Source organism: Oceanisphaera psychrotolerans (assembly GCF_001870485.1).
Classification (GTDB): domain Bacteria; phylum Pseudomonadota; class Gammaproteobacteria; order Enterobacterales; family Aeromonadaceae; genus Oceanimonas; species Oceanimonas psychrotolerans.
In genome coordinates this window covers 24,170-48,417 of the sequence record NZ_MDKE01000008.1, presented here as the reverse complement: position 1 = coordinate 48,417, position 24,248 = coordinate 24,170, and the positions used below count along the sequence as shown (strand labels likewise).

The following is a 24,248-nucleotide window of genomic DNA, read 5'->3' as shown; positions in this document are numbered from 1 at the left end:
ATTAGTTCCGGGCAGACGGGTACAGGCGACGTAACAGCAGGTACAGCAACAGCAGCGTGATGACGATGCCGACAGCCATTACAGCAAGCATGGGCATCGGATGTGCAGCCGCCGTGGTGACCGGTGTGGCGGTGATGTCCAGGGTGGTGGTCAGTAGATCGAGGTCATCGTCGGTGGTAATGGTAAACAGCAGTTCATACTGACCGGGAGCGGTGATAAAAGGCGCCTCAACCCTGTAGGTACCTGCGCTCAGCTCGGTGGCCTCGGCCTGCCAGTTGTCGCTTTCCAGCTCCAGTGTGGCCCCGCCGACCGGGGCATTATCCTGCCATCGATCCAGATAAATAATGAGCTGGGCTCCGTCTGGTACGGCAACCAGCTCAAACAGCTCGCTGTGGGCGGTCGCTCGGGGAGCCGTGATGGCCGTGCCGGCTTGCTCCGGGGGAGAGTGATCGTGTCCTTCATGGGCTTGCAGAGGCGCAGCTACGGATATCAGAGCACAGAGAAACAGAGCCAGGCCAGAGAGGCGGTTTAAACGAATTGCGGATAACAATGAAATATCTCCCTTCATTCATGCTGTCATGACGGCCCTGTGTACCGGGAACGTACTCGAATATGGTGGCCATCGCTGGCGCCGGAAGCATACCCGAGCGTGAGCCTAGATAATAATGACAAATTTGTAATGAAGCGTTGCAGCTCTTCTGCCTAGCTAGACTGAACATAGGAAGGCACGAAGAACAGATCTGGTTTCCATTCGGGTGGATTATGCCGAGAACTCCAGGTCGGATTACCCGGTTAGTTCCCGTGACAGCAGGAAACTGCTAAGGAAAATATCATGAAAAGATTGGTCAAGATGATGATGGTCACCGCCGTGATGGCTGGCCCTGTCCTTGCTGACAGCCATCACCCGCAGGAAAGGGGGCACAAGGGTGATGCCATGATGGGCATGATGAATCATGAACAGATGCAGACCATGCATCAGCAGATGGAAAAGATGCAGGCTCTAATGGCAGAGATCAGACAGGAAAGTGACCCCGAAAAACGCACGGCATTGATGCAGACTCATATGCAGGAGATGCAGGAAGGGATGCAGATGATGAGCGGTCAGGGAGGCATGGGCCCAGGAAGCAAAGGGATGTCACAGATGGTGGGGATGGAAGAGCGCATGGGCATGATGGAGCAGCGTATGAGCATGATGCACATGATGATGGAGCAGATGATGGAGCATGACGTTGAGGAAAAAAATACGAGTAAGTACCACCATCGCTATGGTGAGGACATTAAGTGGGTATTGGTCTGAATTACCTGGGACAACCGAGAGACACAAAGCCGATACGGGGAACAGTCATACTCACTGGGCTTAACTCGCTTTAAAGAGGGTAGAAATAAAAGAGGGCGCATTTACACCCAAACGGGGTGTTTAAAAAAGACTCAATAACAAAAACACCCCGGCGAGCCGGGGTGTTTTCAACTAACCGGAACTTACTTGGCGAAGTTTTCTGCCACGAATTCCCAGTTGACCAGAGCCCAGAAGGCTTTTACATAGTCGGGGCGCACGTTGCGATAGTCGATGTAGTAGGCGTGTTCCCATACATCACAGGTCAGCAGCGGAGTCGCGTTGTCGGTCAGCGGGCAACCGGCGTTGGAGGTGTTGGCGATGGCAACGGAGCCGTCGGCTTTCTTCACCAGCCAGGTCCAGCCGGAGCCGAAGTTGGTCACACAGGATTTGGTGAACTCTTCCTTGAAGGCGTCGAAAGAACCGAAAGCGGCCTTGATGGCATCGGCCAGGGCGCCGGTAGGCTCGCCGCCACCGTTGGGAGCCAGACAGTTCCAGTAGAAGGTGTGGTTCCAGATCTGGGCGGCGTTGTTGAAGATGCCACCGGAAGAAGTCTTGATGATGTCTTCCAGAGATTTGCCTTCGAACTCGGTGCCGGGAACCAGGTTGTTCAGGTTGACCACGTAGGAGTTGTGGTGCTTGCCGTGGTGGAATTCCAGGGTTTCCTGAGAGATATGGGGTTCCAGTGCATTTTTGGCGTAAGGCAGAGCGGGAAGTTCAAATGCCATTATTATATTCTCCATTTTGATGGTGTCAGCCTGAGGCTGATCTAGACATTGCTGACTTGCTTTCTTTCCATGGCGGGGCGGCCGACATTTCATAGCCGCAAACCGCTGAATTGCTGGAAGGATTGTAGCAGTTTGCCGGACGGCGAAACAACAACAGCTTTTGTAGGGGTACAATGGGGCTGAAAGGGGCCGGAAACGGCGATGTTTATCTGGTATGCCGTTGATGCCGGGGTGTGATTCAGGTTAATGCATTGCCAATACCAATTTATGGCGTCCTGCTCTTGTGACCGCAGAGGGATAAAGTAGAATGGGGCTTTTAACAAATCATGTTTTTTAACATACAGCCGTCTGCTGAGGTGCCCCATGGACACAATCGAAAAAATCAAAACCCAAATCAGTGAAAACCCGATTCTGCTTTATATGAAAGGGTCACCCAAGTTTCCCAGCTGCGGCTTTTCTGCCCAGGCTTCTCAGGCACTGATGAACTGCGGCGAACCCTTCGCCTATGTTGATATTCTGCAAAACCCGGAAATTCGTGCCGAGCTGCCCAAATACGCCAACTGGCCGACCTTCCCCCAGCTGTGGGTAGACGGTGAACTGGTTGGTGGCTGCGACATCATCATGGAAATGTTCCAGCAGGGTGAGCTGCAGCCGCTGATCAAGGAAACTGCCGCCAAGTATCCCAAGTCAGAGCAAGAATAAGCCCGAAAGGCAGCTTTAAGCCGTAAGCTTTCAGCGATAAGAAAAAGCCCGAATCGATTCGGGCTTTTTTGTGCCAGCTTGCGGCTGGACGCCGACGGCGTTGTCTAGATGCACTTCACCGGTTTGGGCAGGCCGGCAAGCTTGGTGGCCTGCTTGGCCGGGCCCTTGGGGAACAGCCGGTACAGGTAACGGCTGTTGCCTTTCTCTTCGCCCAGTTCCTTGGCCATGGCTTTCACCAGGCGCGGATGGCCGGCGAGGTGTTGTACCTGAGATAAAAGTCACGCACAAACCGGACAACTTCCCAGTGTTCCGGGGTCAGCGAGATGCCTTCCTGTTCGGCCAGAATGGTCACCATCTCCGGCTGCCAGTCCTGATGCTGCTTAAGATAGCCCTGAGCATCGGTCTCTATGGTGCGCCCTTCAAACTCAAACATAATGATTCATCTTTTTTGTCCTCTCACTGACCGGCGATTTTACCCAAGTCTCGGGCCCGGTGCATCTTCCGTGGGCGTTTGCTGCTGAAAGCCCCGGGCCAGCTGGTAGAGATCGTTCACCAGCAGGGTGATATGACCCAATAGCTGCTGACTGAGGATCAGCCACTCATCGTCGGTATCGGTATCGGCGTCGGCCGTGGTGGTGGGCAGCGGAGGGTAGGTCGGCAGGGTCTTTTCGCTGCGTAATGCCTGGGCCGAGGCCAGCAACCGGGCGACCAGCTGCCGAATCTGTTCATCCTGTAATGGCGCACTGTGCATGCGGTGAGCGCCGAGGGTCGACAGGTACGACAGCAGCGCATGGTTGCGGTAGGCGATATCGAAACACAGGTTCAGCCAGTACCTGGCGACCGGTTCCACCCGGATATTTTGCCAGGTCAGCGCCAGTTGATTATCTGCCAGATGAGCCCGCTTGCGTGGCAGCCGGTAGTCGAGTTCGTCATTCCGACCCTGTGCAAACTGACGGGCAATGGCGGTGAGATAATGCGCGTTGGCTTCCATGGCATCGGCCATCAGCTGTGGCAGATGGCGGCGCTGCCAGTCGGGCCAGATAAACCAGACCGCCACAAAGGCCAGGGCGCAACCGGTCAGGGTGTCGAGCAATCGGGGCAGAAACACCGGATCGTCCACGGCGCCTTGCAGGTTGAAGGCCAGCAGTACGAACAGGGTGACAAAGCCCACCGCCCAGCTGTAATGAACCTTGACCTGGGTAAAGAAGATAAAGTTACACAGCAGCAGTATCACCAGCTGGGCCCCGACCGAGGGAAACAGCATCAGCAGGGGGATACCCACCACAATGCCGCCGAGGGTACCCAAGGTACGCTGGACCAGTCGTTTGCGGGTGGCGCTGAAGCTGGGCTGACAGACAAAGAGAATGGTCAGCAGTATCCAGTAGCCGCGTTCAAGCTCGAGGGAGGCAATCAGGGCATAGCCCAGGGTAAAGCACAGGCTCAGGCGCATGCCATGGCGGAACAGCAGGGAGTTGGGGTGTAGCAGTGCCTTGAGCTTGGGCCAGAATGGAATCCGCGGCGGACTGGCCAGCTCGATGGACACCGCCTCGGGCAGTGGCTGGCGCCGGGTCAGGGTCTCGGCCCGAAGCAGCGACTGATGCAGGTGCGTCATGTTGCGGCCCAGAAATTTCATCGGGCTGAGCAGGGATCGAGGGTAGTGACGCTTGAGATGGCTGTAGTCCAGTTGATCCTGCAGGGCGCTCAGCTCCCAGGCGATGCGCTTGCTGTGCTGATAGGCATTATGGGTGAGAATGGCGTAACCCAGCCGGTAGCAGGCTTCGCCCAGTTCCACCAGCAGGGTCTGGTAGCCGGTCAGCACATCGACCTGCTTCAGATCCTGATTCAGCTGCTGATAGGAATAATGGCTGGAGGTGGCGCGTTCGTGCATATCCTGCACCAGCAGATAGAGTGCCAGCAGTCGGCCGAGCTCTTCTTCTTGTTTGCCGCGTCCCTGAATGCGACGGTTCAGCATCTGCTTGGTGTTTTCAAGGGCGCTGACCAGCTGAATATTGAGCTGGGCCAGCTGATGGCGCAGATGCTGATGCTCTTCTTCGGGGCTGTCGAAGAAGCGGGATTTCTCCAGCAGATAACGGGACAGGGCGAAGTAACTCTGGGCCAGTTGCTCGTGTACCTGCTTGTAGGGCCAGATCAGCAGTACCAGCCAGGACAACAGGCCGTACCAGGCCGCGCCCAGAGTAAGTAGTAGCGGTTGATACCAGAACGAGGGGCTGTCGGCATGGCCCTGCATGGCATAGATCGATACCAGCAGGGTGCCGAACCCCAGGGTGCCGGCGGCCGACCCCCAGGCACCGACCAGGATCAGGACAAAGGTGCTGAACACCAGCAAGGGACCGAACAGCAGGGGACTGTCGATGAGCAGGGTGACCAGTGTGATGGCGCCGAAAAAGCACAGCAGGCTCAGCAGCAGATGGCGCAGCCGCCCTTTTGGATCCTGGTCCACCTCGCTCAGCGCCCCGGCCATGGCGCCCAGGCTCAGGGTGACGGCGGCGGGAGTCTGATCCAGCCACCAGCCGGGCAGCAGCATACTGGACATGGCCAGCAGCACTTTGAGAGCGAAAAAGAAATAGCTGTCAGTAAAGACTCGCCTGAGCCAGGTTATTGCGGGTGACATAGGGTGCTTCATGGTGTCGGACTTGACTCCGATGATACTCGAGTCGATGCCGATATACAGGTCTGACGGACATAAAAAAGCCCCGCGAAGGGGCTTTTAAAGGGGATGAGGCTGGGCAACAACGATTAATCCCGGCTCAGGCCCAGCAGTTGCAGCAGGCTGAGGAAAATGTTGAAGATGGACACATACAGCGTCACGGTGGCGGAGATGTAGTTCTGCTCACCGCCGTGGATGATGGCACTGGTCTGCATCAGGATGGCACCGGACGAGAACAGGATAAAGAGTGCACTCAGGGCCAGGCTCAGCGCCGGCAGGGCCAGGAAGATGTTGGCGACGATACCGACCAGCAGGACCACGAAGCCGGCCATCATCATGCCACCGAGGAAGGACATGTCCTTGCGGGTGGTCAGCACATAGGCCGACAGCGACAGGAAGGTCAGCGCGGTGCCACCCAGCGCCAGCATCACGGTTTCGGTACCGGAGCTGGTGCTCAGGTAATAGTTGATGATGGGCCCTATGGTGTAACCGGTAAAGGCGGTGAACGCGAAGATGAACAGCAGGCCCAGGCCGCTGTTGCGGTTACGCTCGGTCAGGTACATCAGACCATAAAAGCCGACCAGGGTAATGATCAGACCCGGGCGGGGCAGGGCCAGCATGGCACTGACCCCGGCCGATAGCGAGGCCACGACCAACGTCAGGCCCAGCAGCATGTAGGTGTTGCGCAGTACCTTGTTGGTGGCCAGCGCGCCCGACTGGGTACGGGACAGAGTATCGTTATATCGCATCGTTCAGACTCCTTTAAGTGTCTAACACCTGTGTTCGATCTGTGTTCGAAATGAATAAGCAGAACAGGACAGCATAAAAATAATACGTCATTTTGGACATATCATGACCCGGTTGTCGAGCTTTCTGTTCCCGAATTCAAGGGCTTGCTCCGTTAAATGGCGCCATGGTGATCATTTAATGCCCACTCAGACCGGTATCGGCATTTATCAGTTTACAAGACCGGTCGTCCTTGGGTAGTATGCGTGCCGTCGGAGGGGTGGCAGAGTGGTTTAATGCACCGGTCTTGAAAACCGGCGTGGGTTTATAGCCCACCCAGGGTTCAAATCCCTGCTCCTCCGCCATACCACAGAGAAGCCCGCTGCGTTTATTCGCAGCGGGCTTTTTGCATTTCAAGGTTTACAGACCCTGGTTCAGAGGCCTTTATGGACATTCTGCTGGAACATCGCGATTACCTCGTCATCAACAAGCCGGCCGGCATCGGCATGCATCAGGAAGGAGATCAGCCGGGACTGGTACGCCAGCTCAGCGAAAACCGGGGCGAGCCCCTGTATCCGGTGCACCGGCTAGACAAAATCACCACCGGTGTCTTGCTGCTGGCCCGTAATCCGGATGCCAATCGCGAACTCAGTCGTCAGTTTGCCGAACGCAGCACCCGCAAGTGGTATCTGGCACTGTCGGATCACAAACCGACCAAAAAGCAGGGCCTGATCAAGGGCGACATGGAAAAGGCACGCGGCGGCAGCTGGAAACTGTGTCGTACTCAGCACAATCCGGCCATTACCCGTTTTCACAGTTGTCTGCTGGCCGAAGGGCTGCGCGCCTTTTTACTGCAGCCGCAGACCGGCAAGACCCACCAGTTGCGGGTGGCGCTGAAAAGCCAGGGCTGCCCCATTCTGGGTGACAGCCGTTACGGAGGCAGTCCGGCAGACCGGGGTTATCTGCATGCCTGGCAACTGAGTTTCTCCTTTGGGGGCGAGCAGGTCCGGGTACGGGCACCGCTGGTAGAAGGAGAACAGTTCATCCGCCACGCCGCCGGGCTGGAAGGCTGGGCCTCGGAAATAATGGCGGCAAGCAAAGTCGACTAAACTCGGTCATCCTTCCCGATCACGAATCGCGACAAGGAGAGACCGGATGCAGTATTGGATAATGGGTGGCGGCGGCATCGGCCGGGCTCTGGCCCGGGCATGCCTCGAGCGGGGCGATAAGGTCGTGCTGTTCAGCCGCACCGACCCCGGTGTGGACGGGGTTGACTGGCGGACGGTGGACAACACCGATCTCGCGGCGCTGACCGAGGTTACCCGAGAGTTGCCGCTGCCGGAGCGGGTCATCAATACCCTCGGCATGCTCCACCAGGGCGAACAGCAGCCGGAAAAGCGCATAGAACACGTCACCGAGACGGCGCTCGCCAACAGTATCCACATTAACACCTGGCCCACCCTGGCCATGGCCCGGCTGCTTTCTACTCGCTTATCCAGCCAGCAGCCGCTGCTGTTTGCCGCCTTGTCGGCGCGAGTGGGCAGCATAAGCGACAACCGAGCCGGCGGCTGGTACAGCTATCGCATCAGCAAGGCGGCGCTCAACATGGCGATCAAAACCCTGAGCATCGAGTGGCAGCGGCGCTTTCCCGCCGCCTGCGTGGTGGGGCTGCATCCGGGCACGGTGGCCACGGCACTGTCGGCACCCTTCCACTCCGGTCTGGCCGAGGGCCAGTTGCAAGCCCCCGAGGTGGCCGCGGAGCACCTGCTGTGGGTACTGGATCGGCTGACACCGGCACAGTCGGGTAACCTCTATGCTTGGGATGGCAGCCTGATCGAGCCATGATGGCTGTCAAACCCAGGTGTGTTCGGCGTTGTTACTGCTTTGACAGGCGCCGGTGCAGGATCCGCGGGACCGGGTAGTGGCCGCTGCGATAGTTGCCACGTATGGCATCCAGGGTGAGCGCCAGTACCTGCTGAGCCATCATGTGATGATCCTGAGCCATGGTGTTGACCGGACTGGACAGGAAATTGAGCAGGCGGTGATCGCCGAAGGCGCCCAGTCTCAGCCTGGGCGGGATCTGTGAATGGTATTGATGAAAGTAATCGAGCGCCCCCTCCAGCAATACAAACGCCGTGGTCATGATGGCCTGGGGCCGTTGCCAGTCGACGCCTTGCAGTTCATTGAGCTGGCGAAAGGCTGATTGCCGTTCAAAACGTTCGCAATAGAGTACCTGGTGGGGTACCCCGGTGGCGTTCATCACCTTCACAAATCCCTGTTCCCGTTCCAGGCTGATGCCCAGGTGCGGGGCGGCGGAAAGCAGCCAGACCTTTTCCAGCTCGGGGGTGAGCAGGGTCAGGGCCAGCCGGAATGAGGCGGCCCGGTCTTCGCTGCTGATCGAAATAAGCGGCGAAGGCAGTATGCGGTCGAGGCCAATCACCGGCAGGCTTCGGTTGAGGCGCAGGTAGAAAGCGTCATCCGCTGGCAGGCAGGAGGCCACGATCAGGGCATCGACCCGGCGGCTCCTGAGCATCATTGCCAGTTCCCGTTCTGTGTCCGGATCATCGTCGGAGCAGGTAATCAACATTTGAAAACCGGCCTGGCGGGCCTGCCATTCCAGCATCTTGGCCAGGCGGGCATAGCTGGGGTTGTCCAGGTCGGGCACGATCAGACCCAGGGTGTGGGACTGGGCGCCACGCAAGGCCGCTGCCTGCCGGTCCGGTTGATAGTTATGGGCCTTGACCACCGACATCACCTTGTCCTGGGTGGCCTTGCTGATCCGGTGCTGTTCGGCCTTGCCATTGATCACATAGCTGGCGGTGGTACGGGACACGCCGGCCAGGCGGGCCACTTCATCCAATTTCATGTCAATAATCCGTAAAAATGTGCACTGGATCATACCATGGTGATCTCTCGATGCGGATAACTTGCGAGATTTGCTGAAACGATTCAGGATGCATTCAACATACAAGATCAGATTAGTAACTTTATATTTCAACCAAGACACAGGGTGTATATATCCTTGTAACATGCGAGTGGTGTCATGCTTTCACTATCTACACAAGATGTACAAATAGGGGCTCAGCTGAGCGATAAACCATCGGTCATTGCCGAACTGGCAAACTGGCTGGAGCGTGATGGCCTGGCGGCTGCTGGCTATGGCAGCGCGATGCTGGCCCGAGAAGCGCAAACCGCCACTTACCTGGGACAAGGGATCGCCATCCCCCACGGCACTCTGGACACCCGGCATCTGGTGCTGAAAACCGGGATCAGGGCCATCCATTTGCCGGAAGGCGTGGACTGGGGTGACGGTGAAAAAGCCTATCTGGTGCTGGGTATCGCCGCCGGTTCTGATGAACACCTGGATCTGTTGAAACAGCTGGCCCGAGCCCTGTCGCGTGATGGTCTGGCCGAGCAGGTTCGAGCTGCCCGCCAGCCGCAGGATATCCTGCAGTTGCTGCAAGGGGAGGAAGCTCAGATTGAGCTGAGTGTCTCGCAGCTGGGTGCCCGGGTGGCCGCCAGCTCGTTGTCACAACTGGTCGAGCAGGCCTGTGCGCTGATGGGCGCGGATGCGGCAGAGCAACAGGCACTTGGCAATGCGAATCACCTGGGACAGGGCTGGTGGTTGAGCCAGGTAGCAGCCAGCAAAGAGGCCAAGGTGGCACTGGTCACCGCCGCGACCGCATTCGAGCATCAGCAGCAACCGGTGCAGGGTTTGCTGACCCTGGCGTCCAGCGGCAGCAGCCATAAAAACATCCTGAATCAGCTGGCCGACTGGCTGGTAGAGGGACAGGGCACGGAACTGGCCAGTCAGGCATCGGCCGAGGCGCTGTTAGCCGCCCTGAACAAGGGGCCGGGCAAGGCCGCCGGTGGCGAACTTCAGGTACAGGTGTGCAACCCTCATGGCTTGCATGCCCGCCCCGGTGCCGCGCTGGTGAAAGTGGCCAAACAATTCAAGGCCGATATCCAGGTGCGTAACCTGGATGGCTCAGGCAAGCCGGTGTCGGCGAAAAGCCTGATGAAAATCATGACCTTGGGCGTTAAAGTGGGCCATACTCTGGCCTTCAGTGCGACCGGTGAAGATGCCGATGAAGCGTTGAAAGGACTGGTTGCGGCCGTGGAGTCCGGTCTGGGAGAAGAGACGGTGGCAGTTGCCGCCGGGCCGGCTGCGTCCGAAGCAGTATCCTCCACCGAAGCCACCCCGGGCCTGGCCGCCAATGAGCGGCTGGTGACCATACGCAATGCCCATGGCCTGCATGCCCGCCCCGGTGCCATGCTGGTGCAGACCGCCAAGAAATTCGAAGCCAAGATCGAGATGCGCAATCTGGATGGCGATGGTCACAGCGTCTCGGCCAAGAGCCTGATGAAGGTGATAAGCCTGGGTGTCAAGGCCGGCCATCAGCTGGTGTTCAAGGCCGAAGGTGCCGATGCGGAGCAGGCCCTGAGCGGTCTGGTCGAGGCGGTCGAGAGCGGCCTGGGCGAAGATATCGGTACTCTGGTGGCGGCACCGGCGGTGCAGCCGGAGGCGGCGACCGACACTCCCAGCCAACCCGAAATGCATCAGGTGCATGACATCGGCCCCAACACCGAGCTGCAAGGCGTGCCCGCCTCGCCGGGTACCGCCATCGGGCCGGTATTTGTTGAAGCCGCGCCGGTCTTTGACTATCCGCAAAAGGCCGCTGACGCTGCCGCCGAGCAGGCCAAGCTGCATGCCGCCCTCAAGCAGGCGGATGAAGACCTGGCCGCCAGTGTGGAGGCGGCGACGCAGATCCAGGCGAAGGAAATCATGGCCATGCACCGGGAGCTGCTGGACGATCCGTCCCTGGCCGAAGGGGCGGTGGAGCGCATCAAGCAGGGGCTGTCTGTCCAAGCGGCCTGGTGGTCGGAAATCGACTCCGCCGCTACCCTGCAGGCTGCCAGTCCCGATACGCTGCTGGCCGAGCGGGCCGCCGACATCCGTGATATCGGTCGCCGGGTGATGGCGATTCTGTGTAATACCCCCCTGCTCGAAAAACCCGCTACACCCTATATCTGGGTGGCGGAAGACATAGGTCCTTCCGATGTGGTCAACATGGACCCGGCCAAGGTACTGGGCATGGTTACCGCCGGTGGTGGCGCATCCTCTCACAGCGCCATTCTGGCCCGCTCCCTGGGCATTCCCGCTCTGGTGGGCATGGGCGGTGGGGTAATGACCCTGGCGCAGGATACCCAGGTCATCCTCGACGGCGAGGCCGGCACCCTGTGGGTCGCACCGGAACAGGATGCGCTGGAACAGGCCAAGGTGCGCCAGCAACAGGAAAAAGAGCTGGCGGAGAAAGCCTGGGCCAGTCGCGATCAGCATGCGACCACCCTCGATCAGCACAGGATTGAAGTCTGTGCCAACCTGGGTGACACCGCCAAGGCGGTTGAGGCGGTGGAGGCCGGTGCCGAAGGCGTCGGGCTGCTGCGTACCGAGTTCGTGTTCATGGCCCAGAGCAGCGCCCCTGATCTGGCTGCCCAGACCGCCGAGTACAAGAAAGTTATCGATGCCCTGGATGGTCGCCCCCTGGTGGCCCGTACCCTGGACGTAGGTGGCGACAAGCCGCTGCCGTACTGGCCCGTACCGAAAGAAGAGAACCCCTTCCTCGGGGTACGCGGTATCCGCCTGTGCATGCAGAAGCCGGAACTGCTCGAAACCCAGTTGCGCGCCCTGCTGACCGCCGCCGGCAAGCAGCCGATTCGCATCATGTTCCCGATGGTGGCCGACTGGTCCGAATGGCGCTGGGCCAAGGAAATGTTCGACCGGGTTCAGGCCGAGGTGCAGGCCCCGGATGTACAGCTGGGCATCATGATTGAAGTGCCTTCTGCCGCCCTCAATGCCCATGTGTTTGCAGAAGAAGCCGATTTCTTCAGCATCGGCACCAATGACCTGACCCAGTACACCCTGGCGGTGGACCGTGGCAATGGTGAGCTGTCCTCCCTGTCCGATGCCATGAACCCGGCGGTGCTGCGGCTGATCAAGATGACGGTAGATGCCGCCCATGCCAAGGGTAAATGGGTGGGGGTCTGCGGTGAGATGGGCTCGGATCCCAAGGCATTGCCGATATTGCTGGGCCTGGGTGTGGACGAGCTGTCGGTCAGTCTGAAACGGGTCCCTCTGGTCAAGGCTCAGGTACGGGAATGGAGCCTGTCTCGCTGCCGTGAACTGGCCGAACAGGCCCTGGTGGCACAAGATGCCGGGAGCGTGCGTGCTCTGGTAGGAGAAGCAAAATGAGTATTCTGACACTGACCCTGAATCCGGCCCTGGATTTGACGGTGACACTGGATCAACTGACCGCCGGCAGCGTGAACCTGGCCAAGGCCGGTTATCTGGGGGCGGCAGGCAAGGGCATCAACGTGGCCCGGGTGCTCAGCGACCTGGGGCATACCCCCACGGTCAGCGGTTTCCTCGGCCTGGACAACGACGCGGCCTTCCGTGCCCTGTTCAACCAGTACGGCATCGATGACGCCTTCGTACGCCTGGCCGGGGATACCCGGGTCAACGTCAAGGTGAGCGAAGCCAGCGGGCGGGTGACCGATATCAATTTGCCCGGGCTGCAGGTATCCGATACCGAGTGGAACCGCTTGCTGGCCCGACTGGAGTCGCTGGCGGGCAGTTTCGAGACCTTGGTGGTGGCGGGCAGCCTGCCGCCCGGGGTTCGCCCCCAGCAGCTGGAAGGCATGATTGAAATGTGGCGGGGCCGGGGCAAGCAGGTCTTGCTGGATGCCAGCGGTGGCGCCCTCCGGGCTGGTATCAAGGGCCTGCCCTCTCTGATCAAACCCAACATCGATGAACTGGCGGACCTGGTGGGTCGACCGATCAGCGAGGGCATGGATCTGGTCACCTGTGCCCGGGAAATCCAGAAGCAGGGCATCGACCATGTGGTGGTGTCGGCCGGTGAAGACGGCGTGCACTGGTTCGGCCCCAATGGATACTGGCGTGCCCGGGTTCCCCAGGTAAAAGTGATCAGCACGGTCGGCGCCGGTGATTCTCTGGTTGCCGGCCTGTGCGCCGGTTTTGTTGAAGGATTGTCGGAAGAAAAAGCCCTGCGCCGTGCCTGTGCCCTGTCGGTGATGGCCGTGACTCAAGTCGGCGTGGGTATCCGTAATCAGAAAGAACTGAATGGTTATGAGCAGGCCATCGTGGTCGAACAGGTAGAAGCATGAAAGGAACTCCGATGAAAACATTGATTATTACCACCTGCCGTCGGGGGTGGCCAGCAGCTACATGGCGGCACGGGTGCTGCGCCAGGCCGCAACTGATCTGGGCTGGAATGTGGCGATGGAATGTCACAGCCAGCTTGAGCCGGTGACGCCCTTTACCGAAGCGCAGATTGCCGAGGCCGAGCTGGTGGTGGCCGCCGGTACCGCGCTGGATCTGTCCCGCTTCAGCGGTAAACGCGTGTACCAGAGCGACATTCAGCCCGCGTTGAATAACCCCAAGGGGTATCTGCAGCAGGCGGCGGAGGAAGCCGAGGTACTGCAGGCCAGTGCGACCGTGACCACGGGTAAAACCCGTCTGGTCGCGGTCACGGCCTGTCCGACCGGCGTTGCCCATACCTTTATGTCGGCCGAGGCATTGAACGAAACCGCCAAGGCCATGGGCTTCGATATCAAGGTAGAAACCCAGGGCTCGGTCGGGGCGCAAAATGCGCTGACTGCCGAGGATATTGCCGTCGCCGATTGCGTGATTGTCGCCGCCGATATCGAGGTGGACCTGGCGCGCTTCAACGGCAAGCGTGTCTATCGCACCAGTACCGGTCAGGCGTTGAAAAAGCCGAAGCTGACCATAGAAACGGCCCTGGCCGAGGCGGCGGTGCTGCAGCATCAGGCCCGGAGCAGCAGTGAAAAGACGGATGACAAGAAAAAGGCCGGTCCCTATCAGCACCTGCTGACCGGGGTGTCCTTCATGCTGCCGATGGTGGTGGCCGGTGGTCTGATCATCGCCCTGTCATTCGTGTTCGGGATCGAGGCCTTTAAAGAGGAAGGGACCCTGGCCGCGGCGCTGATGCAGATCGGCGGAGCCTCGGCATTTGCCCTGATGATCCCGGTACTGGCCGGCTACATCGCCTATTCCATCGCCGACCGTCCGGGTATTGCCCCCGGCATGATCGGCGGCATGCTGGCCAGCTCCCTGGGTGCAGGCTTCCTCGGTGGTATCGCCGCCGGTTTCCTGGCCGGTTACAGCGCCCGCTGGCTGGCAACCAAGGTGCCCATGCCCAAGAGCCTGGAAGCCCTCAAGCCAATCCTGCTGATCCCGCTGCTGGCCAGTCTGTTTACCGGTCTGGTGATGATCTATGTGGTGGGGGGCCCGGTCGCCGGCATCATGAACGCCATGACCGTCTTTCTCAACAACATGGGCTCGGCCAACGCGGTGCTGCTGGGCATCTTGCTCGGTGCCATGATGTGCTTCGACATGGGTGGTCCGGTCAACAAGGCGGCCTATGCCTTCGGTGTTGGCCTGCTGGCCTCGGAAACCTATGCGCCCATGGCGGCGGTAATGGCCGCAGGTATGGTACCGGCGCTGGGCATGGGTATCGCCACCTTCCTGGCCCGAAGCAAGTTCAATGACAACGAGCGGGAAGCGGGCAAGGCATCTTTTGTGCTGGGTCTGTGCTTTATCTCCGAAGGGGCCATTCCCTTCGCCGCCCGGGACCCACTGCGGGTGATCCCGAGCTGTATGCTGGGTGGTGCCCTGGCCGGCGCCCTGTCGATGTTGTTCGGCGCCAAGCTGCTGGCCCCTCACGGTGGTATCTTCGTGTTCTTTATCCCCAATGCGGTGACCGCCCTGCTATGGTATATCGTCGCCATTGCGGCAGGCGCCATCGTCACCGGTGTTCTGTATTCGGTACTCAAGCGCAGCGACGCTCAGATGCTGGCAGGACAAGAACAGGTTCAGGAAAAGCGTGCTTAAGGGTTAATTATCAGGGATTGACTCTGGCTGGCTGCCGGGTTTATTGGCTAATCCCTGCCTACCGTGGTTTCCCAGCAAAAAGCCCCGGGCCAGTGGCCCGGGGCTTTTTGTTGAAGGCGGGAAGCGTTAGATTCAGCTTTTCAGCATATGACCCAGCTTGCCGGCCTTGGTGTCAAGGTAACCCTCGTTGAAGGGATTGCGCCCCTCCTGCAGTGGCACCCGCTCCACCACCTCGATACCGAAGTTTTCCATGGCCTTGACCTTGCGCGGGTTGTTGGTCATCAGCTTCATCTGTTTGACACCCAGGCTGTGCAGCATATCGGCACAGATGGTGTAGTCACGCATGTCGGCGGCAAAGCCCAGTTCCACGTTGGCTTCTACCGTGTCCTTGCCCTGATCCTGCAGATGGTAGGCATGGATCTTGTTGAGCAGACCGATGCCCCGGCCTTCCTGGCGTACATAGAGCAGTATGCCGCGCCCCTCTTTGGCGATGTTTTCCAGAGCCGCCTGCAACTGAAAACCGCAGTCGCAACGCAGGCTGAACAGGGCATCACCGGTCAGGCATTCGGAATGAATACGGCCCAGTACCGGCTGGCCATCATCGATATTCCCCATTACCAGGGCGGCATGATCCTTGCCGGTGCCTTTTTCTTCAAACCCGATCAGGGTAAAGGTGCCCCAGGGTGTCGGCAATTTTGAGTTTGCCATCCGGGTAACACTGCTCATGGCGTTCCTCTTTTGATTATCAAGCAACAAAAAATGGTAATCATTGTAAAGCGGATGGACGTGCAGGTATAGGCACAATATGTGCCAGGGGATGGCTTATCAGGATTTTCTGATTCGTGTTAATGGATTGTAAGTTATGCCTTTATTGCTCAACTCGGTTATAATGCCGGCCGCGCGGCACCTTGGATGAGTGCCCAGACCAATGATTTACTGGAGAATGCCATGACTGAACAAGCTCCCGTCATTACTGTTGATGGCCCGGGCGGCGCCGGCAAGGGAACCCTTTGTCAGTTGCTGGCCGAAAAACTGGAATGGCATCTGCTTGACTCCGGCGCAATTTATCGTGTGCTGGCACTGGCGGCCCGGCATCATAATGTGGCGCTGGACGATGAAAGCGGCCTGATGCCGCTGGCGGCCCACCTGGATGTGCAGTTCCCGGTGGTGGATGGCCATATCAAGACCATACTGGAAGGGGAGGACGTGTCCCGTTCCATTCGAACCGAGCAGATCGGCGAAGCCGCCAGCAAGGTGGCCGCCTTTCCGCGGGTGCGGGAAGCATTGCTCCGGCGTCAGCGCGCCTTTCGCGGCCAGCCGGGCCTGATTGCCGATGGCCGTGATATGGGGACAGTGGTTTTCCCCGATGCTCAGGTCAAAATTTTCCTCGACGCCAGCGCCGAGGAAAGGGCGCGTCGCCGGCTTAATCAGTTGCAAGACAAGGGCTTTGATGTTAGCTTTGACCGCCTTTTAAGCGAAATTCAGGCGCGTGACGAGCGAGATCGCAATCGAGCCGTGGCGCCCCTTAAGGCGGCCGAGGATGCCCTGATTATTGACTCTACCACCATGTCCATTGCTCAGGTGCTGGACAAAGTGCTGAGTCATACTAAGGTTAAGCTCGGTCGCTGATGCAATTTGGCAATGCCCGCTTCAAGGAAGAGGAAGGTCTACGTTAATCACCCCACTGGTGCCGGATTGCCCTGTGGATGTTCAACTTTAAAAAAAGTGTATTCATTAAACATGATTGAATCTTTTGCTCAACTCTTTGAAGAGTCTCTGAAAGAACTGGAAACCCGTCCGGGTTCCATTGTTAAAGGTACTGTTGTAGCCATCGAGAACGGTATCGTTCTGGTAGACGCAGGCCTGAAGTCTGAATCCGCTATCCCTGCCGAGCAGTTCAAAAACAACCAGGGCGAGCTGGAAATCAGCGTTGGCGACGTAGTAGACGTAGCGCTGGACGCGGTAGAAGACGGTTTCGGCGAGACTCTGCTTTCCCGCGAAAAGGCCAAGCGTCACGAAGCCTGGCTGCAACTGGAAAAAGCCTACGAAGATCAGGAAACCGTTATCGGTGTGATCAACGGCAAGGTCAAGGGTGGTTTCACCGTAGAAGTGAACACCATTCGTGCCTTCCTGCCCGGCTCTCTGGTCGACGTGCGCCCGGTACGCGACACTCTGCACCTGGAAGGTAAAGAGCTTGAGTTCAAGGTTATCAAGCTGGACCAGAAGCGTAACAACGTTGTTGTTTCTCGCCGTGCCGTGATCGAAACCGAAAACAGCGTCGAGCGCGAGCAGCTGCTGGAAAACCTGCAGGAAGGCCAGGAAGTCAAGGGTATCGTCAAGAACCTGACCGACTACGGTGCTTTCGTAGACCTGGGCGGCGTAGACGGCCTGCTGCACATCACCGACATGGCCTGGAAGCGCGTTAAGCATCCAAGCGAAATCGTGAACGTGGGTGACGAAATCAACGTTAAAGTCCTGAAGTTCGACCGTGAGCGCACTCGTGTGTCTCTGGGTCTGAAGCAGCTGGGCGAAGATCCGTGGGTCGATATCGCCAACCGTTACCCGGAAGGCACTCGTCTGTCTGGCCGCGTGACCAACCTGACCGACTACGGCTGCTTCGTTGAAATCGAAGAAGGCGTTGAAGGCCTGGTGCACGTATCCGAAATGGATTGGACCAACAAGAACATCCACCCGTCCAAGGTTGTTTCCGTTGGCGACAGCGTAGACGTGATGGTGCTGGATATCGACGAAGAGCGTCGTCGTATCTCTCTGGGTCTGAAGCAGTGCAAATCCAACCCGTGGCAGCTGTTTGCAGAAACCCACAACAAGGGCGACCGTGTTTCCGGCAAGATCAAGTCTATCACTGACTTCGGTATCTTCATCGGTCTGGACGGCGGCATCGACGGTCTGGTTCACCTGTCCGACATTTCCTGGAACGCCAACGGTGACGACGCCGTTCGTGAATTCAAGAAAGGCGACGAAATCGACGCCGTGGTTCTGCAGGTCGATCCCGAGCGCGAGCGCATCAGCCTGGGCGTGAAGCAAATCGACGAAGATCCTTTCAATAAGTACCTGTCTGACAACAAGAAAGGTGCTATCGTTAAGGGTACTATCACTGCCGTTGACGCCAAAGGCGCCGTGGTTGAGATGGAAGAAGGCGTGGAAGGTTATGTCCGCGTTGCCGACATCTCTCGCGACCGTATCGAAGATGCTTCCACCGTCCTGAAGGTTGGTGAAGAAATCGAAGCACGCTTCATGGGCGTTGATCGCAAGAACCGCACCCTCAGCCTGTCTATCCGCGCGAAAGACGAAGCTGAAGAGAAAGTGGTAATGGAAAACCTGAACCAGCAGCAACCTGAAGATGTTGGTTTGAGTGCCATGGCCGAAGCTTTCAAGGCGGCTAAAGGCGAATAAGCCTGTCCGAATTCAAAAGGGGGCCTTCGCGCCCCCTTTTTGTTGTTTGGTGATCAGGAGAAAACCATCATGACCAAATCCGATCTGATAGAGCGGCTGTCAGAGCAATACGGCCATCTCTCCGCCAAGGAAGTAGAAAACGCCATCAAGGAAATTCTTGAACAGATGGCCTCTACCCTGCAAACCGGAGACCGCATTGAAATTCGCGGCTTTGGCAGTTTTTCATTACATTATCGGGCACCCCGCCAGGGGCGTAACCCGAAGACCGGTGAAAAAGTGGAACTGACCGGTAAATATGTTCCTCATTTCAAACCCGGTAAAGAATTGCGCGAGCGGGTTAACCCAGCCTGATCTTGCCATCAACTTGTTCTATATCACTTTTCATGGATACCCGACTGGCGGGCTTGGTGCTTTTTCGGGATAATGCCAATACTCAAAATCAGGAAGTTGAGAGGGTAAGGTGAAAATTATTTTTGGCCTGGTAATCCTGGCAATTCTATTTGCAGTGGGGCTGACCTTGGGCTCACAAAATGACCAGTTGGTTCATGTCAATTATCTGCTGGCTCAGGGCGACTATCGTCTTTCTTCATTGCTGGCGATAGTCTTTGTGGCGGGTTTTGCCATTGGCTGGCTGGTATTCGGTCTGGTGTTGCTGCGCCTCAAGATGAACAACAGCGGTTTGCGCAAGAAAGTTGAGCGTCAGCACAAAGAACTGGAAGAGCTCAGGGCGCTGCCCATTAAGGATTGACGAGCCCGATGCTGGAATTGCTGTTTCTGCTGCTTCCGGTCGCAGCTGCCTATGGCTGGTATATGGGGCGCAGGGGAGTCCGGCAGGATGCTCAGACTAAATCCAATCATTTTTCCCGGCAATACGTTGCCGGGTTAAATTTTCTGCTTTCCGACGAGCCCGACAAGGCGGTCGATCTTTTTATACAATTGCTGCAGGTCGACAGCGAAACCATAGAAACACATCTTGCACTGGGTAACCTGTTTCGGTCCCGGGGCGAAGTCGATCGTGCCATTCGTATTCACCAGAACCTGGTCGCCCGACCTAACCTGATATTCGAACAGCGGCATCTGGCGATGCTGGAGCTGGCTCGCGACTTTCTGGCGGCGGGCCTGCTGGACCGGGCCGAGCATATTCTGGTGGAGCTGAAAAACGATCCCGATTATGAAGAAGAAGCCTTGAGCCAGTTGATGATCATTTATCAGCAACTGAAAGACTGGGAGCAGGCCATTGCGGTGGCCGAGCGGCTCAAGAAGCGTCAAGGAATCAAGGCTCGGGTCCCCATGGGGCATTTTTACTGCGAGCTGGCCGAGCAGCATTGGCGTCGGCAAGACGCCAAGGCCGCCATTCTGCAGCTCAAGAAAGCCTTGAAGGCCGACGCCGGCTGTGTCCGGGCCAATATACGGCTGGCGGCGATTTACATGGCCCAGCAACAATGGTCGCTGGCGGCCGATTGTCTGCTGCAGGTGACCGAGCAGAATGCCGACTTTATCAGTGAGGTACTGGATGACCTGCTGCAATGCTATCAGGCGCTGGGTAAAGAGTCGGAGTTTGTACGGCTTCTGGAACAATGGGTCGCCGCCGACAGCGGCGCCAGTTCGGTATTGATGCTGGCCGATGAAATCAGCAATACCCAGGGTACCCTCGCCGCCGAACAACTGGTGCTGTCGCAATTGCAGCGGCATCCAACCATGAAAGGCTTTTACCGGCTGATGTCATATCATGCGGCCAATGCCGAAGAGGGGCGGGCGCGCGAGAGTCTGGATATGCTTCGTTCACTGGTGTCCGAACAAATCAAGCTCAAACCCAGCCACCGTTGTGGCCAGTGTGGATTTTCTTCTCATACGTTATTCTGGCAGTGCCCCTCCTGCAAGCATTGGGGCAGCATCAAGCCGGTACGTGGTCTCGATGGTGAATGAACAATCGTGAGGAGTCAGGAGTGAGGAGCAATAAAGCGCGGTGTTTCCCCTCACTCCTCACTCCTTACAAAAAGTCGAAAAGGTAACCCATGCAAGATTCAAAAAACTTCGATCCCAAAATCCTGATTGCCCTCGACTTTGCCGACGAACAACAGGCAAAGGCGTTGATCGCCAAACTGGATCCTGCCAGTTGCCGGCTGAAGGTTGGCAAGGAAATGTTCACCCTGTTCGGACCTGATTTTGTGCGTTCTCTGGTGCAGCAGGGATTTGATGTTTTTCTCGATCTGAAATTTCACGATATTCCCAATACCGTGGCCAAGGCGGTGTCTGCCGCCGCCGAGTTGGGGGTCTGGATGGTGAACGTGCATGCCAGCGGTGGCTCGCGGATGATGCAGGCGGCGCGTGAGGCCTTGCTGCCCTATGGCGACAAGGCGCCCTTGTTGATAGCGGTGACGGTGCTGACCAGCATGACCGGTGAGGAGCTGCACCAGACCGGGGTACAGCGCTCTCCGGCCGAACAGGTGCTGGCATTGGCGCGACTGACCCGTGAGGCGGGACTTGACGGTGTGGTGTGTTCGGCCCAGGAGGCCAGTCTGCTCAAGACCGAACTGGGTCCCGACTTCAAACTGGTAACGCCGGGCATTCGTCCGGCAGGCAGCGATGCCGGCGATCAGCGCCGGATCATGACACCGGAGCAGGCGCTGGCGGCCGGCAGTGATTATCTGGTTATTGGCCGGCCTATCACTCAGGCGGCCGATCCCGCGGCAGTACTGGCCCAGATCAATCTCAGCCTGGTGGCCAGCTGAGCGCTTTATCTTCGCCATCATGGCGGTTTGCCTGCGATCTGTCTGTTATGCGTCCAGAGCGCTATTCTGGGCGCTTTCCGGGGGATGAAGGGGCGATGAGGATTACCGGGGTGGCAGCGGTATGACGCTGCGTTCAGAAGAACTGCTGAGCATTATCAGCAAGCCCATGCCATTCGGAAAATACCGGGGGCGGCCTTTGCTCCGCCTGCCGATGGCTTACCTGTGCTGGCTGGAGCGCAAGGGCTGGCCGGCAGGTGCGCTGGGGGCCGAACTGGCATTGGTGTACGAACTCAAGCTGAATGGTGTCGACCAGGCGCTGTATGCGCTGCTGGAGCAACGTTAAGGCATTCTGCATCGGGGAAAGACAGATACAAAAACAGGGCCCGAGGCCCTGTTTTTTAATACCTGGCAAGCATAACGCTTACTTGATAAGAAAATCTTCCAGTGTCTTTTCGCCACTTTCAATGGCCTGCTGAATGACTGCTGGTTTACGGCCCTGGCCGGTCCAGGTTTTGTAATCGCCATTTTCATCATGATATTCATACTTGGCGGGGCGCTTGCTGCGCGGAGCGCTGGCTTTTTTGGTCGGTTCGGCCAACTCAATCAATTCGCTGATATCAATACCTTCTGCGGCCATTTGTTCCATCAGCTCTTTAACTTTACGCTCGCGTTCCTGGGCTGCAGCTTGCTCGGCGGCTTTGGCTTCACGTTGTTCTTCAATCACGGAGGACAGCTTGGCCAGTGCTTCTTCCATCTGATCCAGAGTCAGTTCACGAGTAGCAGCACGCAGGCTACGAATATTAAGTAGAGTCTTTAGAAATTCAGTCATGGTATCCACCTGTGGGCTATATATTCTTAATATGATATAAATTTACAGCTTCATTTGAAATGAAGCAAGTTAATTGATGAAATCATTACGGCAATATTAAATATAAAACCAGCTCCTGATTGTGGTTATGAATATGGCATTGCATTTTGCAAAACGCTGTCGCCAATTAAAATAACAGGTTGTTTTTTATCTTATCTCGGGTGTTGAAAGGGGAGGGATTTAGAGCCGTGTTTTGAATATGTTAATTCAACTGGTCAACATTTGAGTCTGGATAAATGATGTGCAATTATTTTTGGTCAAAAATATTGATTTTTTTGTTTTTGGCAGTAAGATCCACCGCCTTACCTGCGTAGAGGTGCGTAGCTTATCAGTAAATCAGGTCAGGGTGATGCCGTTTATTCTGGTTGAAAGGAAGTGACGCCGAAATCATGTCATTGATCAACTGGCATGATTGGGATCGGGGCCGAAAGGGCCGATACTGTCATGAATATTTACTCATGATGCGCTACTGCTGGGGAAGTATGAAGGCGACATTGATTGATATCGGTTTCCTGCCCCTGGTAGTTATGTTGATAACTCAGATTCAGGTGCCGTCGTGGAATCACATCCTTTTATTCAAACCTTCTGGTCTCTGCTGCCTCCCTTGCTGGCGATTGTGCTGGCCATTCTTACCCGCCGTGTTCTATTGTCCCTTGGCGTTGGTATCGTTCTCAGCATTTTGCTGCTTGAACAATTCAGTCCGCTGGCCGCAATAACACACCTGTACGGAAATGTGACGGCCTTGCTCTGGGCCGACAATACCGTTAATGAATGGAACGTCAATATACTGCTGTTTCTGCTGCTGTTAGGTTGCATTATCAGCATGCTGAGCCGTACCGGGGCGACATTGGCGTTTGCGGTCTGGGCTCAGTCCCGGATTAAAAACAGACGCCAGGCCAAAGTAATGACCGGACTACTGGTGTTTATCTTTTTTATTGATGATTACTTTCACAGTCTTTCGGTAGGCACCATTTGCCGCCCGGTCACGGATCGTTTTCACATCTCCAGAGCAAAGCTGGCCTATTTACTGGATTCGACCGCCGCACCGGTTTGCGTACTCATGCCTGTCTCTTCCTGGGGCGCCTATATCATTGCACTGGTAGGAGGGATCCTGACCAGCTACGGTGTTACCGGACACAGCGCACTGGGTGCCTTTCTGATGATGGGAGCCATGAATTTTTATGCCATTTTTACCTTGTTGATGGTGTTGCTGGTGATCCGGGGGGGCTGGGATCTGGGCGCCATGGCGCGGCATGAGCAGCGCGCATTGAACGGCGAGCTGTTTGACAGTGCCAAAGGTACTCCTCCGGGCGTGGCGGACCACAGCGTGACCGTGGGGCGTGTCCGTGATCTGTTTCTGGCAATAGGCACCCTGACGTTGGTAACGGTGCTCTCCCTGCTGCTGACCGGCGCACAGGCGCTGGCCCAGAGCCAGAGCGAGTTCAGCCTGCTGGCCGCGCTGGAAAACACCAATGTCGGGCGTTCTCTGGTATTTGGCGGCATAGCGGCATTGCTGGTTTGCTTTTTCGCCATGCTCAAGCACAAGGCGTCGGCCTCCGACTGGGGTCACACCTTGAAGGTCGGACTCAAGGGCATGCTGCCGGCGATTTATATCCTGTTGTTTGCCTGGACCATTGCCGGACTGATTGGCGAATTGCAGACCGGTAAATATCTGGCGTCTCTGGTGCAGCAGAATATGCCGGTGTTCCTGCTACCGGCGATTTTGTTTCTGCTGGCCGGGCTGATGGCTTTTGCCACCGGTACCAGCTGGGGGACTTTTGGCGTGATGCTGCCGATTGCTGCCGACATGACCATGGCGATTGATGTGCAGCTGCTGTTACCGGGCATGTCGGCGGTGATGGCGGGGGCGGTTTTCGGTGATCATTGTTCACCCATTTCGGATACCACCATTCTTTCTTCCACCGGCGCCTCGTGCCACCATATCGACCATGTGGTGACTCAGCTGCCCTATACCCTCTCTGTTGCTCTGGTCAGCGTGATCGGCTATCTGGCGCTGGGATACAGTGCTTCATTGGGCATGGCACTGGTGGCGGCACTGGCGGCCTTCATGCTGGTACTGGCAGGCTGGACCTGGACGCAACGCACCCAGGCCCTGGCACGGTAATCTCCGGCGCGCCGTAACAA

At 57.4% G+C, this 24,248-nt stretch carries 22 protein-coding genes, 1 tRNA gene, 1 pseudogene and 1 riboswitch; of the genes and pseudogenes, 16 read left to right on the top strand and 8 right to left on the bottom strand.

The window, feature by feature from the left end; genetic code table 11:
• Position 1: 1 nt before the first annotated feature.
• Complete coding sequence (locus BFR47_RS03455) at positions 2 to 550, bottom strand: hypothetical protein (protein WP_139215092.1); 549 nt, start codon at positions 548 to 550, stop codon at positions 2 to 4.
• Positions 551 to 832: 282 nt separating this feature from the next.
• Here BFR47_RS03455 and BFR47_RS03450 point away from each other — a divergent pair, with 282 nt between their 5' ends.
• Positions 833 to 1,297, top strand: coding sequence for a hypothetical protein (locus BFR47_RS03450; RefSeq protein WP_071471780.1), 465 nt, complete (start codon positions 833 to 835; stop codon positions 1,295 to 1,297).
• Between the two features lie 182 nt (positions 1,298 to 1,479).
• Here the strand turns inward: BFR47_RS03450 and sodB are convergent, their stop codons facing one another.
• Complete coding sequence (sodB, locus tag BFR47_RS03445) at positions 1,480 to 2,061, bottom strand: superoxide dismutase [Fe] (RefSeq protein ID WP_071471779.1); 582 nt, start codon at positions 2,059 to 2,061, stop codon at positions 1,480 to 1,482.
• A 363-nt stretch (positions 2,062 to 2,424) separates the two neighbouring features.
• Here sodB and BFR47_RS03440 point away from each other — a divergent pair, with 363 nt between their 5' ends.
• Positions 2,425 to 2,763 carry a Grx4 family monothiol glutaredoxin gene (locus tag BFR47_RS03440; protein ID WP_071471778.1) on the top strand — a complete coding sequence of 113 codons (339 nt, stop codon included), beginning with the start codon at positions 2,425 to 2,427 and terminating at the stop codon, positions 2,761 to 2,763.
• Between the two features lie 104 nt (positions 2,764 to 2,867).
• Here BFR47_RS03440 and tusE read toward each other — a convergent pair.
• The 3 genes and pseudogenes from tusE to BFR47_RS03425 form a co-directional block, all read right to left on the bottom strand.
• Positions 2,868 to 3,196: pseudogene (tusE, locus tag BFR47_RS03435) on the bottom strand (sulfurtransferase TusE).
• Positions 3,197 to 3,235: 39 nt separating this feature from the next.
• The gene (gene yccS, locus BFR47_RS03430; RefSeq protein WP_071471777.1) at positions 3,236 to 5,395 is read right to left on the bottom strand and encodes a YccS family putative transporter; all 2,160 of its coding nucleotides are present in this window, start codon (positions 5,393 to 5,395) and stop codon (positions 3,236 to 3,238) included.
• 125 nt (positions 5,396 to 5,520) lie between these two features.
• Positions 5,521 to 6,180 carry a Bax inhibitor-1/YccA family protein gene (locus BFR47_RS03425; protein ID WP_071471776.1) on the bottom strand — a complete coding sequence of 220 codons (660 nt, stop codon included), beginning with the start codon at positions 6,178 to 6,180 and terminating at the stop codon, positions 5,521 to 5,523.
• 251 nt (positions 6,181 to 6,431) lie between these two features.
• On the opposite strand from BFR47_RS03425, the gene BFR47_RS03420 reads away from it, so the two are divergent.
• The 3 genes from BFR47_RS03420 to BFR47_RS03410 all read left to right on the top strand — a co-directional run bounded on the left by BFR47_RS03420 (position 6,432) and on the right by BFR47_RS03410 (position 8,002).
• Positions 6,432 to 6,522, top strand: a tRNA-Ser gene (locus BFR47_RS03420).
• Positions 6,523 to 6,603: 81 nt separating this feature from the next.
• Positions 6,604 to 7,266 (top strand): TIGR01621 family pseudouridine synthase, encoded by a 663-nt coding sequence (locus BFR47_RS03415; RefSeq protein WP_071471775.1) that lies wholly within the window; start codon positions 6,604 to 6,606, stop codon positions 7,264 to 7,266.
• Positions 7,267 to 7,312: 46 nt separating this feature from the next.
• A complete protein-coding gene (locus tag BFR47_RS03410; protein ID WP_071471774.1) occupies positions 7,313 to 8,002 on the top strand; it encodes an SDR family NAD(P)-dependent oxidoreductase in 690 nt (229 codons plus the stop codon).
• Between the two features lie 31 nt (positions 8,003 to 8,033).
• Here BFR47_RS03410 and cra read toward each other — a convergent pair whose 3' ends face one another.
• On the bottom strand, positions 8,034 to 9,023 hold the full coding sequence (cra, locus tag BFR47_RS03405; RefSeq protein ID WP_071471773.1) for a catabolite repressor/activator: 990 nt from the start codon (positions 9,021 to 9,023) through the stop codon (positions 8,034 to 8,036).
• Between the two features lie 177 nt (positions 9,024 to 9,200).
• Here cra and ptsP point away from each other — a divergent pair, with 177 nt between their 5' ends.
• The 3 genes from ptsP (at position 9,201) to fruA (ending at position 15,089) form a co-directional block, all read left to right on the top strand.
• Positions 9,201 to 12,410: a phosphoenolpyruvate--protein phosphotransferase gene (gene ptsP / locus BFR47_RS19380; RefSeq protein WP_071471772.1), complete on the top strand. Its 3,210-nt coding sequence runs from the start codon at positions 9,201 to 9,203 to the stop codon at positions 12,408 to 12,410.
• Positions 12,407 to 13,342, top strand: coding sequence for a 1-phosphofructokinase (gene pfkB / locus BFR47_RS03395; RefSeq protein ID WP_071471771.1), 936 nt, complete (start codon positions 12,407 to 12,409; stop codon positions 13,340 to 13,342). The genes ptsP and pfkB overlap by 4 nt, the downstream gene beginning before the upstream one ends.
• 61 nt (positions 13,343 to 13,403) lie before the next feature.
• Positions 13,404 to 15,089 carry a PTS fructose transporter subunit IIBC gene (fruA, locus tag BFR47_RS03390; protein ID WP_139215091.1) on the top strand — a complete coding sequence of 562 codons (1,686 nt, stop codon included), beginning with the start codon at positions 13,404 to 13,406 and terminating at the stop codon, positions 15,087 to 15,089.
• Positions 15,090 to 15,221: 132 nt separating this feature from the next.
• On the opposite strand, the gene ribA is transcribed toward fruA, so the two are convergent.
• Positions 15,222 to 15,815, bottom strand: a complete 594-nt coding sequence (gene ribA / locus BFR47_RS03385; protein WP_071471770.1) for a GTP cyclohydrolase II — start codon at positions 15,813 to 15,815, stop codon at positions 15,222 to 15,224.
• A gap of 222 nt (positions 15,816 to 16,037) precedes the next feature.
• On the opposite strand from ribA, the gene cmk reads away from it, so the two are divergent.
• The 7 genes from cmk (at position 16,038) to BFR47_RS03350 (ending at position 21,578) form a co-directional block, all read left to right on the top strand.
• On the top strand, positions 16,038 to 16,718 hold the full coding sequence (gene cmk, locus BFR47_RS03380) for a (d)CMP kinase (RefSeq protein WP_071471799.1): 681 nt from the start codon (positions 16,038 to 16,040) through the stop codon (positions 16,716 to 16,718).
• A 111-nt stretch (positions 16,719 to 16,829) separates the two neighbouring features.
• A complete protein-coding gene (gene rpsA / locus BFR47_RS03375) occupies positions 16,830 to 18,503 on the top strand; it encodes a 30S ribosomal protein S1 (RefSeq protein WP_071471769.1) in 1,674 nt (557 codons plus the stop codon).
• Positions 18,504 to 18,572: 69 nt separating this feature from the next.
• Positions 18,573 to 18,854: an integration host factor subunit beta gene (ihfB, locus tag BFR47_RS03370; RefSeq protein WP_071471768.1), complete on the top strand. Its 282-nt coding sequence runs from the start codon at positions 18,573 to 18,575 to the stop codon at positions 18,852 to 18,854.
• Positions 18,855 to 18,963: 109 nt separating this feature from the next.
• Positions 18,964 to 19,251: a LapA family protein gene (locus tag BFR47_RS03365; protein WP_071471767.1), complete on the top strand. Its 288-nt coding sequence runs from the start codon at positions 18,964 to 18,966 to the stop codon at positions 19,249 to 19,251.
• An 8-nt stretch (positions 19,252 to 19,259) separates the two neighbouring features.
• Positions 19,260 to 20,429: a lipopolysaccharide assembly protein LapB gene (lapB, locus tag BFR47_RS03360; protein WP_071471766.1), complete on the top strand. Its 1,170-nt coding sequence runs from the start codon at positions 19,260 to 19,262 to the stop codon at positions 20,427 to 20,429.
• An 89-nt stretch (positions 20,430 to 20,518) separates the two neighbouring features.
• Positions 20,519 to 21,235 (top strand): orotidine-5'-phosphate decarboxylase, encoded by a 717-nt coding sequence (gene pyrF, locus BFR47_RS03355; protein WP_071471765.1) that lies wholly within the window; start codon positions 20,519 to 20,521, stop codon positions 21,233 to 21,235.
• Between the two features lie 121 nt (positions 21,236 to 21,356).
• Positions 21,357 to 21,578, top strand: a complete 222-nt coding sequence (locus BFR47_RS03350) for a DUF3820 family protein (protein WP_071471764.1) — start codon at positions 21,357 to 21,359, stop codon at positions 21,576 to 21,578.
• A 78-nt stretch (positions 21,579 to 21,656) separates the two neighbouring features.
• Here BFR47_RS03350 and BFR47_RS03345 read toward each other — a convergent pair whose 3' ends face one another.
• Entirely contained in the window at positions 21,657 to 22,064 is a 408-nt protein-coding gene (locus tag BFR47_RS03345) for an H-NS family histone-like protein (protein ID WP_071471763.1), read from the bottom strand.
• Between the two features lie 342 nt (positions 22,065 to 22,406).
• Positions 22,407 to 22,580: riboswitch (Lysine riboswitch) on the top strand.
• A 79-nt stretch (positions 22,581 to 22,659) separates the two neighbouring features.
• On the opposite strand from BFR47_RS03345, the gene BFR47_RS03340 reads away from it, so the two are divergent.
• On the top strand, positions 22,660 to 24,228 hold the full coding sequence (locus BFR47_RS03340) for a Na+/H+ antiporter NhaC family protein (RefSeq protein WP_071471762.1): 1,569 nt from the start codon (positions 22,660 to 22,662) through the stop codon (positions 24,226 to 24,228).
• The last annotated feature ends 20 nt before the right edge of the window (positions 24,229 to 24,248 follow it).